Annotated in this window: 10 protein-coding genes; 5 read left to right on the top strand and 5 right to left on the bottom strand. The window is 61.0% G+C overall.

Annotated elements, in window-relative coordinates; genetic code table 11:
• Nucleotides 1-491: 491 nt before the first annotated feature.
• Genes maiA through AC1RN6_RS23010 form a run of 4 tightly spaced genes read right to left on the bottom strand, consistent with a single transcriptional unit; the run spans nt 492 to nt 5,222 of the window.
• The gene (gene maiA / locus AC1RN6_RS23025) at nt 492-1,142 is read right to left on the bottom strand and encodes a maleylacetoacetate isomerase (RefSeq protein WP_493007796.1); all 651 of its coding nucleotides are present in this window, start codon (nt 1,140-1,142) and stop codon (nt 492-494) included.
• 36 nt (nt 1,143-1,178) lie between these two features.
• Entirely contained in the window at nt 1,179-2,519 is a 1,341-nt protein-coding gene (gene fahA / locus AC1RN6_RS23020) for a fumarylacetoacetase (RefSeq protein WP_493007795.1), read from the bottom strand.
• Nucleotides 2,516-3,874 carry a homogentisate 1,2-dioxygenase gene (gene hmgA, locus AC1RN6_RS23015; RefSeq protein WP_493007793.1) on the bottom strand — a complete coding sequence of 453 codons (1,359 nt, stop codon included), beginning with the start codon at nt 3,872-3,874 and terminating at the stop codon, nt 2,516-2,518. The genes fahA and hmgA overlap by 4 nt, the downstream gene beginning before the upstream one ends.
• 31 nt (nt 3,875-3,905) lie before the next feature.
• A complete protein-coding gene (locus AC1RN6_RS23010; protein WP_493007792.1) occupies nt 3,906-5,222 on the bottom strand; it encodes an MFS transporter in 1,317 nt (438 codons plus the stop codon).
• A gap of 174 nt (nt 5,223-5,396) precedes the next feature.
• On the opposite strand from AC1RN6_RS23010, the gene AC1RN6_RS23005 reads away from it, so the two are divergent.
• From AC1RN6_RS23005 to AC1RN6_RS22990, 4 genes are all read left to right on the top strand, one after another.
• Nucleotides 5,397-6,302 (top strand): LysR family transcriptional regulator, encoded by a 906-nt coding sequence (locus tag AC1RN6_RS23005; RefSeq protein WP_493007791.1) that lies wholly within the window; start codon nt 5,397-5,399, stop codon nt 6,300-6,302.
• A gap of 19 nt (nt 6,303-6,321) precedes the next feature.
• A complete protein-coding gene (locus tag AC1RN6_RS23000) occupies nt 6,322-7,185 on the top strand; it encodes an alpha/beta hydrolase (protein ID WP_493007790.1) in 864 nt (287 codons plus the stop codon).
• 192 nt (nt 7,186-7,377) lie between these two features.
• Nucleotides 7,378-8,535: an MFS transporter gene (locus tag AC1RN6_RS22995; RefSeq protein WP_493007789.1), complete on the top strand. Its 1,158-nt coding sequence runs from the start codon at nt 7,378-7,380 to the stop codon at nt 8,533-8,535.
• Nucleotides 8,536-8,675: 140 nt separating this feature from the next.
• A complete protein-coding gene (locus AC1RN6_RS22990) occupies nt 8,676-11,297 on the top strand; it encodes a PepSY domain-containing protein (protein WP_493007788.1) in 2,622 nt (873 codons plus the stop codon).
• 15 nt (nt 11,298-11,312) lie between these two features.
• Here the strand turns inward: AC1RN6_RS22990 and AC1RN6_RS22985 are convergent, their stop codons facing one another.
• The gene (locus tag AC1RN6_RS22985; RefSeq protein ID WP_493007787.1) at nt 11,313-11,711 is read right to left on the bottom strand and encodes a hypothetical protein; all 399 of its coding nucleotides are present in this window, start codon (nt 11,709-11,711) and stop codon (nt 11,313-11,315) included.
• 331 nt (nt 11,712-12,042) lie between these two features.
• Between AC1RN6_RS22985 and cls the strand changes: the two genes are divergently transcribed.
• Nucleotides 12,043-13,473 carry a cardiolipin synthase gene (cls, locus tag AC1RN6_RS22980; protein WP_493007786.1) on the top strand — a complete coding sequence of 477 codons (1,431 nt, stop codon included), beginning with the start codon at nt 12,043-12,045 and terminating at the stop codon, nt 13,471-13,473.
• Nucleotides 13,474-13,514: the final 41 nt, after the last annotated feature.

Here is a 13,514-nt window from a genome sequence, read left to right as displayed (position 1 = left end):
CGCGACCAGCTCCGGATCGCACCACGCCAACCTAAGGCCGGCGCGAGAACATATCTGCGGCGGCTTGTTGTTCAGCGGGACGATATACGGCAGCGCTCCCTGCTCCCCATTTACGGCGAAACTGTATTTCCCTGAGTCAGACTTGATCATTATTGGCAGGCGCCTCAGCGGCCCCTGCATCATTGCTTTTATCCACAGCGCTTGTCGGAGCGTCTTGTTATTTTGATTCGGTAGCTTAGCGAGGAAAATTATACCGGCAATACTGTCGGCAACCGTAATTCCGGCAGGCGGCTGTGTCAATAGAGAAAGATATTTGGCAAATTTCCAACAAGAATGCCGGGATTCGTTTTTGACGCCAAAAAGGATGCTCGTTTTTGGGGCAAAGCGGCCATGGGAATAGCATACCGGTCGAAAGGTATTACCGGCTGATCACCCCGGATCCGGGCCTGGGCACGTATAGACGCCCGGACCGTTTCCGGCAATGAAAAATGTCAGGCCGCGTCGGGCTGTGCAGAGGGTTGCGCCAGTTGAAACGCCTTGAGCTGGCCGCAGGCGTCGTCGATGGCCGCCAGCGTCGGATAAGGAGTCATGTCGACTTCAAAACGGCGCGCATTGAAGATCTGGGGAATCAGACAGCAGTCCGCCATCGTCGGCGTGTCGCCAAAACAGAAACGTCCGCGCTGCGGACTCGCCGCCAGCTGCTGCTCCAGCGCCGCGAAACCGAGCTTGACCCAGTGCTGTATCCACTGCTGCTTGACCTCTTCGCTCACGCCCAGCTCCTGCTTGAGCATGCGCAGCACGCGCAGGTTGTTGAGCGGATGGATGTCACAGGCGATCGCCAACGAGATCTCGCGCACATGGGCGCGGTCAAGCAAACCCGAGGGCAGCAGCGCCGGCGTCGGAAAGCGTTCTTCCAGATACTCCAGTATTGCCAGCGACTGCGTGATGTGACGCCCTTCTTCTTCCATCACCGGCACCAGCGATTGCGGGTTCAGGGCGCTGAATGCCGGTGCGAATTGTTCGCCGCCATTATTGACCAGATGAACCGGCACGGTGTCGTAGGACTGCCCTTTCAAATTCAGGGCGATGCGCACCCGGTACGACGCCGAGCTGCGGAAGTAGCTGTAAAGATGAATCGTCATTCCTTCGTCTCCTTGGTATTTTTTATCCGGGAATCATCACAGCGAACGCGCCGGCAACACCGTGCCTGCGACGCCGCCGAAACCGATGCGCGGCAAGCCGTCGCGCCCGGCCCAGCCGCGCATGATGACGGTATCGCCGTCTTCGATGAAAATGCGCGTCTCGCCGTTGGCCAGGCTGATGGATTGCTTACCGCCGGCGGTCAGTTCCAGCAGCGAACCGGCTGACTCCGGCGTCGGTCCCGACAACGTGCCCGACCCCAGCAAGTCGCCGGCGCGCAGGTTGCAGCCGCCGACGGTGTGATGCGCCACCAGTTGCGACACCGTCCAATAAGCGTCCTTGAAATTGCCCAGCGACAGGCGCTGCGGCGCCGTGCCCGCTTCGCGCATGGCCCTGGTCTGCAACAGCACCTCCAGCTGCACGTCGAAAGCGCCGCCCGCGCGCAGATCGGCCGAGTCCAGATACGCCATCGGCTGCGGATCGGCTGCATCGCGCGTCCATGCGGCGCGATACGGCGCCAGCGCTTCAATCGTGACGATCCACGGCGAAATGGTCGAGGCGAAATTCTTTGCCAGGAAAGGACCCAGCGGCTGGTATTCCCACGCTTGTATGTCGCGCGCCGACCAGTCGTTCAACAAGCACAGACCGAACACGTGCGACTCGGCCTGGCCGATGTCGATGGCGTCGCCGATGGCATTGCCCTGTCCCATGAAGACGCCGACTTCCATTTCGTAATCGAGACGCTTGCACGGACCGAACACCGGATCGTCGGCAGTCGGCGGTTTGGTCTGCCCGACCGGACGGCGGAACTGCTGGCCCGACACCGCAATCGAGGACGAGCGGCCGTGATAGCCGATCGGCACCCATTTGTAATTGGGCAGCAAAGGATTGTCAGGACGGAACAATTTACCGATCGCCGTCGCATGATGAATCGAGGTGTAGAAATCGGTGTAATCGCCGATCTGCGCCGGCAACGCATGCTCGGCTTCGGCTTGCGGCACCAGCGCCGGCTCCAGCTGCGACTGATGCATCGAAGCTTCACGCAGCAGCGTCGACAAAGCGAGGCGCAAGGCCGACCAGCTTGCGGCATCGAGCTCCATCAGAGGATTCAGATTGCTGCCCGCCGTCGCTGCAACGATAGCTTTGTGAACAACTTCGCCGAAGCCGCTGAACGCGCCGCTTTCAAAGGCTGCGCGCAAATCGAGAATCTGATCACCGATGGCGACGCCGGCGCGGAAGGCTTCCCCGCCATGGTTGCGGCGAAACACGCCGTACGGCAGATTCTGGATCGGAAAATCGCTGCCGGCAAGATTGGCCGAGGCCACCCAGCTGCGCAGGGCGATGTCGTGGGTTTCGTTCAGATTCAAAGAGGGGCTCATTGTTGCTCCGGAGCTTGTTGTGGATTGAAGTGCTTCTTGATGTCCATCCAGCACTGATAATAATTTTTCTGCAGCGTCGGCGAAGTCAATGCGTGACGCGTCGGCTTGATGATGTTGCGCGTCTCGAACATGAAGGCCATGGTATCAGCGACCTTGTTCGGCTTGCTGGTGTCGCTGCGGCTGGCCTTCTCGAAGGTCGCACCGTCGGGGCCGTGGCCGGTCATGCAATTGTGCAGGCTGGCGCCGCCGGGACGGAAGCCCTCGGCCTTGGCGTCGTACTCGCCATGGATCAGCCCCATGAATTCGCTCGCGACATTGCGATGGAACCAGGGTGGGCGGAACGTATGTTCGGCAGCAAGCCAGCGTGGCGGGAAGATCACGAAATCCAGCGTGTCCACGCCCGGCGTATCGCTCTGCGCCTGCAGCACGAGGAAGATCGACGGATCGGGATGGTCGTAGCTGATCGAGCCGATGGTATTGAAGTGGCGCAGGTCGTACTTGTACGGCGCATAGTTGCCGTGCCACGCCACCACGTCCAGCGGCGAATGGCCGATCTTCGCCTGCCACAGATTGCCGCCGAATTTGGCAATCAGGCGGAAGTCGCCTTCGCGATCTTCGTACCAGGCCTGCGGGGTGAGGAAGTCGCGCGAATTGGCGAGACCGTTGGAGCCGAGCGGCCCCAGATCCGGCAAGCGCAGCAGCGCACCGAAGTTTTCGCAGACATAGCCTTGCGCCTGCCCGTCCGGCAGTTTCACCTGAAACCGCACGCCGCGCGGAATCACCGCGATTTCCTGCGGCTCAATCTCGATCACGCCCAGCTCGGTCAGCAATTGCAGGCGGCCGGCTTGCGGCACGATCAGCAACTCGCCATCGGCCGAATAGAAAAAGCTGTCAGTCATCGACTGATTTGCCGCATACAGATGAATCGCACAACCGGTCTGCGCATCGGGCGAGCCGTTGCCTGCCATGGTGATCAGCCCTGCGACAAAATCCGTCGGCGCCGTCGGCATGGGATGCGGGTCCCAACGAAATTGATTGGGCGGCGTCTCGACATCGTCGAAGCGCGCGATCAGGCCGTTGTCGATGCGCTCGAACGGCTCGTGCATCGCCGCCGGACGAATCCGGTACAGCCAGGAACGGCGGTTGTGGCTGCGCGGCGCGGTGAAGGCCGTACCGGAAACCTGTTCGGCATAGAGACCATAGGCGACCTGCTGCGGTGAATTCTGATTGCGCGGCAAAGCGCCCGGCAAGGCCTCGGTAGCGAACTCGTTGCCGAAGCCGGATTGATACCCGGACTGACAGCGCGCCGTATTCACGGTTGCTTTGGCGATGGAGGATTCTGCAAGCGTATTCATGATTTGCCCTTCTCAAAACAAAAGCTGGAAACTACTGCGGCCGATACCAATGCAGGCGCGCCACCATCAGCGCCGAGATGATCGCCGGTACGGCAGCCGCGACGAACAGCGAACTGTTGGCCCATTGCATGGCGATCAGCTGACCGCCGATCACCGGCCCCAGCACCGAGCCGATACGGCCGATGCCGAGCGCCCAGCCGATGCCGGTTGAGCGCAGTTGCGTCGGATAGAACGTACCGGCCAGCGCATTCACCGCAGGCTGGCCGCCGACTACGCAGAAGCCCGCCACCACCACGCTGATGAACAACAGCACCGGCATGGTCGCCACATGACCGATCAGGGCGATGAACACGCAGGCAACCACGAAGCAGCTTCCCAGCACCTTGGTAAAGCCGAAACGATTGATGAACCAGCCCAGCGTCAAGGTGCCGACGATGCCGCCGACTTGCAGCGAAGTGCCGATCAGCACCGCAGTGCCGGTCGAATAACCCGCATCCTTGATCAGCGTCGGCAGCCAGTTGGAGAGGAAATACAGATTGATCAGATTCATGAAGCTGATCAGCCACAGCAGCAACGTCACGCCGGCGCGGCCTTCGCGAAACAGCTCGGCCACCGGCATGCCGTCGTTCTTGGCTTCCTTGACCACGACGTTGCTGCCCTCATGGACTTGCAAACCCGGCTGTACCTTGTTGAGCCAGCGCGCGACCTGTTTCATCGGACGTTTACGCAGTACCAGAAACTGAATCGACTCCGGCAGCCAGACCAGCATCGCCACACCCAGCGCCGCCGGAATCAGACCGCCGGCCAGAAACACCGAACGCCAGCCGAAAGCCGGAATCAGCGCCGCGCTGACAAAACCGCCCACCGCCGCGCCGACCGTGAAACCGCACGAGACCAGCATCATGCGCGTCACGCGCTTGCTGTTGGGGCTGAACTCGCCAACCAGCGCCATTGCATTCGGCATGATGCTGCCGAGGCCGAAGCCGGTAATAAAGCGCAGCACCAGCAACTGGTCGATAGTTTCGACACGCGTGGTCAGCAGCATGCAGACGGCAAAGAAAAAAGTGGAAACGATCAGTACCGGACGCCGGCCGTACTTGTCGCCGACCGGCGTCAGCACCAGCGAACCGAGCAGCATGCCGAACAAGCCTGCGCCGAACACGGGGCCGAGGCTGGCCTTGTTGACATGCCAGTCGCCGATGATAGCCGGTGCGACATAGCCCATGGCCTGGATATCGAAGCCGTCGATGATCAGGCACAGGCCGCACAGCAGCAACAGCCCGAATTGAAACGCGCCGAAACGGCTCTGCTCGACCACCTGATCGACATTGATCACGTCAGATTGCATCTGTGCTCCTCCAGATTGGTTGTGGATGTGCGCCGATTGTCCGTATGGCAACGTGGCGCTTTTTTATTGGTGTAAGACTGTAGTGCAATGATGCGACTTTTACGATATAAATGGATCAATGTAGTTCATTGATATTATGAATAGTGATGCCTTGGTAGCACGGACGACACAGACATGATCGAACCCAAAGATATCGACCTCAATTTGCTGGTGGTGTTTCAGGAAGTCTTCCAGGACCGGCAGATCTCTTCCGTGGCGCGCCGCCTGAACCTGTCGCAGCCGGCGGTCAGCAATGCGCTGGCGCGCCTGCGCCGCACCTTCGGCGATGCGCTCTTCGTCCGTACGGCGCAAGGCATGCAGCCGACGCCGTTCGCGCAGCAGCTGGCCGAACCGGTGGCGTCGGCGCTGCTCCATGTCTCCAAGGCGCTGAACCGGCAGGAGGCTTTTTCCCCGGCGACCAGCGAACGCCAGTTCACGATTGCCATGACCGACGTCGGCGAGGTGTATTTCATGCCGCTGCTGATCGAGCAATGCAGCCTTCTGGCGCCCGGCATCCAGATCGGCACGGTGCGCGCCGGCACGATTGATTTAAAGACCGAGATGGAATCGGGCCGCGTCGATCTCGCCATCGGCGCTTTCGACAATGTCTCCAGCGCCTTGTACCAGCGCCGCCTGTTTCGCCAGAACTATGTCAGCATGTTCCGGCAAGGCCATCCGCTGGCGGACAAGAAGGTCACCATCAAGGAATTCCTGGCGGCGCGGCATCTGGTGGTGTCGTCGCTGGAAAGCCCCTACGACCGCATCAATCAGAATCTGGAAAAAGCCGGCATCCGGCCCAACGTGCATTTCCGCGTACCGCACTTCACTGCCGTGCCGTACATTGTCAGCACCACAGACCTGATCGTGACAGTGCCGCAAAAACTGGCCGAGAGCGCAGCGCAGCCGTTCAACCTACAATACATTCGTCCACCGCTGCGCCTGCCGTCTTTGCAAACCAACATCTTCTGGCACCGCCGCTTCAATCAGGACGAAGGTAATGTGTGGCTGCGCGGGTTTATCTCGGAACACTTTGCCGAATAAGAATACTTGGGAGACAGTAATGCACTACCTGCACTACGACCGCGAACAACTCGACCGCCAATACAACGTGCGCGCCGGCATACCGCGTTTTCAGGATATCTTCGACCGCTGGAATCGGCAGGCAGACGTGTATCGCCAGCAATTGACCAGACTCCCGCCGGTGCGCAGCAATCTGCACTACGGCACGCACCGGCTGCAAACCCTGGATTATTTCCCGGTGGCCGACACCGCTGCGCCGCTGCTGGTTTTTGTGCACGGCGGCTACTGGCGCTCGCTCGACAAGAACGACTTCAGCCATCTCGCCGAACCCTACCGGCAAGCCGGCATTGCCGTAGCCATGCTCAACTATCGCCTCGCACCGGAAGTCGACATCCCCGAAATCGTGGCCGACGTGCGCGCGGCGTTCGGCTGGCTGTACCGCCAGGCATCGTCGTTCGGTTTCGATGCCGAGCGCATGTATGTCTTCGGCCATTCCGCCGGCGGCCACCTCGCCGCTGAACTGGCGAGCACCGACTGGCGCAGCGCGGGTCTGCCGACCGACGCGATCAAAGGATTGTGCGGCGTCAGCGGTCTCTACGATCTGGAACCGGTACGGCTGTGCTATCTCAATGAGACCTTGCAGCTGGATGAGCCGCAAGTGCAGCAATACAGTCCGCTGCATCACCTGCCGGCAATAAAAATGCCGGTGATCCTGACGGCCGGCGGTGCGGAGTCGTCTGAGTTCCATCGGCAAAAAAACGCGTATGCGCTGGCCCTGCATACGGCCGGTTTTCCGGTACAGCAGATCAAACTGGCAGACGGCCATCACCTGGATGTCATCGACAAACTTGCCGACGGCAACGGCGAGCTGGCGCACGCCATCATCGCCATGGCCGGCAAGTAACCGGGATCCGATTGCAAGAATGAAAAACGGCGGGTGGTATCATCCCCGTTCTTCACGTCGCGTCTCCGGTGGCATCCTCCTGTCATGGCGAACCACTGCATGATCAGAGACCACGCTCCGCTTTTTTCACCTTGTTACGCGCTCTGCCTGTCTTCCTGCGCAAGCGCCTGATTCAGTTTCCGAGTTTCATTCATGTCCCGTCCTCCCCTGCTGCAAATCATTCCTCTGGCCGCGCTCACCGGCGTCGGCATGCTGGCGACCGATCTCTATCTGCCGGCATTGCCGCATCTCGCGCACGATCTGGGCACCGACGTACCGACCGTGCAGGCGACGATTTCGTCTTTCATGATTGCGCTGGCGCTGTCGCAGTTGTTCTGGGGCGCAGTGGCCGACAAACTCGGCATGCGCAATACGCTGCTGGCGGGAGTCGCCCTGCTGGCGGCGACCGGCGTCGCCTGCGCACTGGCCTCGGACGTTGACGCGCTGATCGTCTATCGCACGATCCAGGGCATCGGCGCGGGCGCTGCGACGGTGGTGGTGCCGGTATTGCTGCGGCGGCGCTTCGCCGACGCCGATGCGGTACGCGCGATTTCCTGGGTCAGCATCGCCGAATCGGTCATCCCGGCGATCGCACCGGTGATCGGTACCGGCATCCTGCTGGTATCAGGCTGGCGCAGCAACTTCTGGCTGGTGGCCGTGCTCGCGCTGATCCTGCTTCCCTTCATCCTGGCGCTGGTGCCGGGACGGCAGGTATTGCACTCACCCGACGAAACCGTCAGCTACCCGGCCCTGCTGCAAAATCGCGCCTTCCTGCGCGACGCTACGGTCTATGGACTGACCTTCGGTGCGCTGGTTACTTTCGTCGCCAGTGCGCCGCACCTGATCGAACAATGGAGCGGGCGTGGCCCCGGCACCTTTGCATTGATGCAAGTCTGCGGCGTCTCGTCCTTCATCGTCGCCGCTTCGCGCGCGGGCGCCATGGCGCATCGCTGCGGCACCTACAAACTGATGAAAGCCGGCGCCATCGTCCAGCTCTTCTCCGTCGCCGGACTGATCGCACTCGGGATACTGGACGCACGGCATGTTGCGCCGCTGATTCTGTGCTGGATGCTGTTCTGCGCCGGCCTCGGCCTGCGCGGCCCGTCTACCGTGACGCGTGCACTCTCTGTGCCGAAGCCGCTGACCAGCCTGGCGTCGGGCTTCCTGATGTTTCTGGCGCTGACCCTGTCCGGCATCGGCACGCAGATCGCCGGATTCCTGCTGCATTACGGCTTACTGCCGGTGGCGTTGCTGGTTGCCGCCATGATTCTGGCCAGCATGATGTTGCAAAAAGACACATCTGGCGCCTGAAAACGGCTTGCCAGAACCGGATTGATACATTCAGGAATAATTCTCATTCTCTTGATCATCTATAATAGAGCGCTTTAGCAAAGCGCCTTCCGCCAGCTGGTTTCGGCCTCAGCCTGCCGCCAGCCAATAAGAGAAAAAACATGTTCAAGAAAATCTGGTTCCAGATCCACTGGTTCATCGGCATCACCGCGGGCACCGTGCTGATGTTCATTGGCGTGACCGGCGCCATCCTGTCTTTCCGCGAAGAAATTACCGACTGGCTCAATCCCGGCATCGTCCACGTGGCAGTGCGCCAGCAAGCTCCGCTGACGCCGCCGCAAATCCTTGAGCGCCTGCGCGCAGAAGTGCCGCACGAACGCGTTGCCGTACTGATCGCATCAACCGAACCGGGCGCTTCCGTTCGCATCAATTTCGCGCCGCCGCCGGGTGTACGCCGCGGCGAAATGCGCTACGCCGATCCTTATACCGGCGCTTTGCTGCCGCCGCTGGCCGGCAACGAGTTCTTTGAATTTACTGAACGCTTCCACCGCTGGCTGCTGCTGCCGACCGACACCGGCAAGATCGTCGCCGGCAGCCTGTCGATGTGCCTGCTGGTGCTCGCACTGTCGGGTCTGTACATGCGCTGGCCGCGCCGCGCACTGAACTGGCGCGCCTGGTTCAAACTTGACTTCGGCCTCTCCGGCCGCTCCTTCCTGTGGAACCTGCACTCGGTGATCGGCACCTGGGCGCTGGTGATGTATGTCATCTTCACGACCACCGGCATGTTCTGGGCGTTCGACTGGTTCCGGGCCGGCGTCAATACGCTGGCCGGCCAGGAAACGCCGGTGCGCGCGCCCCAGGCCAAACGCGACAAGCCCAAAGGCATGGGCATGAACATGGAAAAAGAGAAGGACAAGTCCGAGAAAACCGAAGCCGCTCCGTTCGACCTCACCCTGGCCTGGGACACCTTCGTGCGTGAAGCCGGCCCCTACACGCTGGTCAATATCCGCATTGCCGAAAAAACCACCCAGCCGGTCCAGTTCAACTATCTGCTGCCGGGCGCCTCGCATGAACGCGCGCGCAACCGTCTGAACGTGTTGCCGCAAACCGGAGAGATCAAGCTCAACGAACGCTTCGCCGACAAGAGCACCGGCGGCCTTTTCATCGGCGCAATCTATCCGCTGCACATGGGCACCTACTGGGGCTTGCCCGGCCGCATCATCATGACGATCGCGGCGCTGATCATGCCGCTGTTCGGCATCACCGGCTGGATGCTGTATCTGGATCGCCGCCGTAAAAAGCGCGCCGTCCGCGCCGAACGCGCGCTGCTCGATCAGAGCAAGACTGCGACAACCGGTACACCAGGCGACAATAAGGAAACCGTCCTGCTGGCCTACGCCACGCAAGCCGGCCAGTCCGAACGCATCGCCCTGCATACAGCGGCGGCATTGCAAAAAGCCGGCGTCGCCGTCACCGTCCAATCGCTGGCGGCACTGGATCCGGAACGCCTGCGCCATTTCCATCGCGTACTGTTCGTGGTCAGCACCTTCGGCGAAGGCGAACCGCCCGACAACGCGCGCCGTTTTGCCCGGCAACTGGCGCGTCAGCAAGGCAGCACGCTGGGCCATGTGAAATACGGCATGCTGGCGCTGGGCGATCGCCATTACGAAAAATTCTGCGGTTTCGGCCACACGCTCGATCACTGGCTGCGCAGCCAGGGTGCGGAAGCATTCTTCCCAATGATCGAAGTCGACAACAACGCCGCAGCAAGCCTGGCCAAATGGCAGCACGAACTAAGCGTGCTGACCGGCGGCGCGCCGCTGGAAACGGAAATCTCTGCACCGGTTGCGCAAGAAGCCGCTTATGGCGCCTGGACGCTGCGCACGCGCACCCTGCTCAATGCCGGCAGCTGCGGTCAGGGCATCTACCATCTGGAATTCGACGCACCGTCGGCGAACGCGTTGAACTGGCAATCGGGCGCGCTGGTGGAAATCCTGCCGCGCCATGCGGGCGATCGGATCGCGCTGTTCCTCTCGCGCACTTCGCTCGACGGCAACACATCGGTGCAGCATCAGGGTTCACCGCGCACGCTGGCCGATGTGCTGGCGCGCAGCGTCTTGCCCGCCACCGGCAGCCTGCCTTCCGGCATCACCGCGCAGGCATTGACGGACGGCTTGCAGGCGCTGGCTTCGCGCAAGTACTCCATCGCCTCGATTCCGGCAGACGGCCGCGTGCACTTGCTGGTGCGCCAGGCGGTGCATGAAGACGGCCTCGGCATCGCCTCCGGCTGGCTGACCGAATACGCGCCGCTGGGCAGCGCCGTCGACATGCGCCTGCTGGAAAACAGCAGCTTCTCTCTGGCGCCGGAACCCGTCCCGGCCGTCTTCATCGGCAACGGCTCCGGTCTGGCCGGCCTGCGCAGCCATCTGCGCGCACGCGTGCAACTCGGCCTGCGCCGCAACTGGCTGCTGTTCGGCGAACGCAAGCGCGAACACGATTTCCTCTACCGCGCCGAGATCGAACAATGGATGCAGGACGACATGCTCAGCCGCGTCGACCTCGCCTTCTCGCGCGATCAGGCCGAGCGCGTCTACGTACAGGACAAACTGCGCCAGGCAGCCGACATGCTGAAAGCATGGATAGAAGAAGGCGCCGTACTGTATGTCTGCGGCAGCCTCGACGGCATGGCTGCAGGCGTCGATGCAGCGCTGGCCGACATCCTCGGCGAAGCCGCGCTGGACGATCTCATCGCTCAGGGCCGCTATCGTCGCGACGTGTATTAAAACGTGTGTTGAAAATCAGTGAGTCTTCACCTGCCGCAGGCTGAACTCTGCCTGCGGCAGCGCCCACATCACGGCATCCATCACCATCGGCACGGCCTCCGCCTGTACACACAGGCATAGCTCCATACGCGTCGCATGATCCAGCGGCGACATGCGCATGAAGCACACGCAATGGCCGCAGCTCTGCATCACGACCTGGCGCAGGTGCGTGACTTCCGCCCTCTCCACAGTGATATGCATCATGCGTTCGCGCTGTTTCGGCAGCGTCGGCCGGCTGTCCACTTTGTACGATGCGGATGAAATCTCTCTCCCCAGACCGGCGCTGGCGGACCCCGCCGTCAACGACGGCAAGAGTTCGGGAAACAACAGCTTGCTCACCAGAGAAGAACGCTTGCGCCATACCATCGGATTCATATCAGCCCCGTTCCTTATTGTGTAGGGATTGCGATCGGATTAACCACGCAGCAAGCTTAGCCACGGTCACGTAAAGACGATCTAAAAAGAATGCCGGTTCAGGTAAACAGGCCATAAAAATACGCTGCGCCGCCGCAAGCCGTGCCGGACTTGTCAGCCCTCGCCGCGTTTTGCTGTAGGAATCCGCCGTTTCGTGGGGTGAACGCCGTCAGCATGCAGCAAGCCTCCAAAAACTGGGCATATACTCAGGCTGTCATTATTTTCCCCCAGCATTTGTTGTACCCCGACCAGGCCGGTCATCGCGTTTTGCAGGACATTGCCGGATATGAAGATGCCACAAAAAAAACTCAGAAATCTCATCGATCATTGCTCCGCCCGTCTGGGCCGGCTCACGCTCGTGCTGCCCCTGCTGGTGGCCGGCTGCGGATCGCTGCCACGCATCGTGCCGGACATGGACACCCAGTCCGCCAAGGTCATCCAGATCAAGGGCGGACGCGGCATCCTGACACCGGAGCAAAGCCAGGCTGCGCTCGACAAGCTCAAGAACAATAAGCAAGACAACCAGGACAATCTGATCCTGGAGAAACATCTCGCCGTTGAAGAAGCCGTCACCGGTTCGCCGCTGGTTGCCGGCAACAAGGTCACGCTGCTGATCGATGGCCCGGCCACCTACGCCTCCATGTTTGCCGCGATCCGCGAAGCGCGCGATCACATCAATATGGAAACCTACATCTTTGAAAGCGACGACACCGGCAAGCAATTCGCCGATCTGCTGATCGACCGCCAGAAACACGGCGTGCAGGTCAACCTGATGTACGACAGCGTCGGCACACTCAGCACGCCGCGCGAGTTCTTCCAGCCGCTGATCGATGCCGGCGTGCAGGTGCTGGAGTTCAATCCCGTCAATCCGGCGCAAGCGCGCAAAGGCTGGGAAGTCAATCAGCGCGATCATCGCAAGCTGCTGATCGTCGATGGCAAAACCGCCTTCGTCGGCGGCATCAACATCAGCAGCGTGTACTCCAGCGGCTCCTTCCGCAAACGCAAGCCCAAGGAAGACGACGACGCCAACAAAGTGCCGTGGCGCGATACGCAGGTACGCATGGACGGTCCCGTAGTTGCCGAATTCCAGAAATTGTTCATCGATACATGGCAGAAGCAGCACGGGCCTCAACTGGCCGAGAAAAACTATTTCCCCAAGGTCGCCAATCAAGGCAGCGAGATCGTGCGCGGCATCGGCAGCTCGCCGGACGATCCCTACAGCGTGATTTATGCGACCTTCATCTCGGCCATCCAGCATGCCGAGTCCAAGGTCTACCTGACCAACGCCTATTTCATCCCCGATCCGCAACTGCGCGAAGCCCTGAAGGATGCCGTCAAGCGCGGCGTCGACGTGCGCCTGGTATTGCCGAGCAAGAGCGATTCGGCGCTGGTGCTGTATGCGTCGCGCTCCTTCTACACCGAATTGCTGGAAGGCGGCGTCAAGATCTATGAGCGCCAGGACGCGCTATTGCACTCCAAGACCGCAATCATCGACGGCGTCTGGTCGACCATCGGCTCCACCAACCTCGACTGGCGCAGCTTCATTTACAACCAGGAAATCAACGCCGTCATTCTGGGCCCGCAATTCAGCGCGCAGATGCAATCGATGTTTGATCGCGACATTGCCGCATCGAAAGAGATCACCCTCGAAGCATGGAAAGACCGTCCCATCAGCGACCGCATGAAGGAATTCGGTGCCGGGCTGTGGGCGCGCTGGCTATAACTCACATGCGGATACACATGCTACACATGCAGATGCAACAA

Source organism: Herbaspirillum sp. GW822-FHT03A08 (assembly GCF_058801885.1).
The sequence above is the reverse complement of the archived record's forward strand: the minus strand, read 5'-3'. Positions and strand labels throughout refer to the sequence as shown.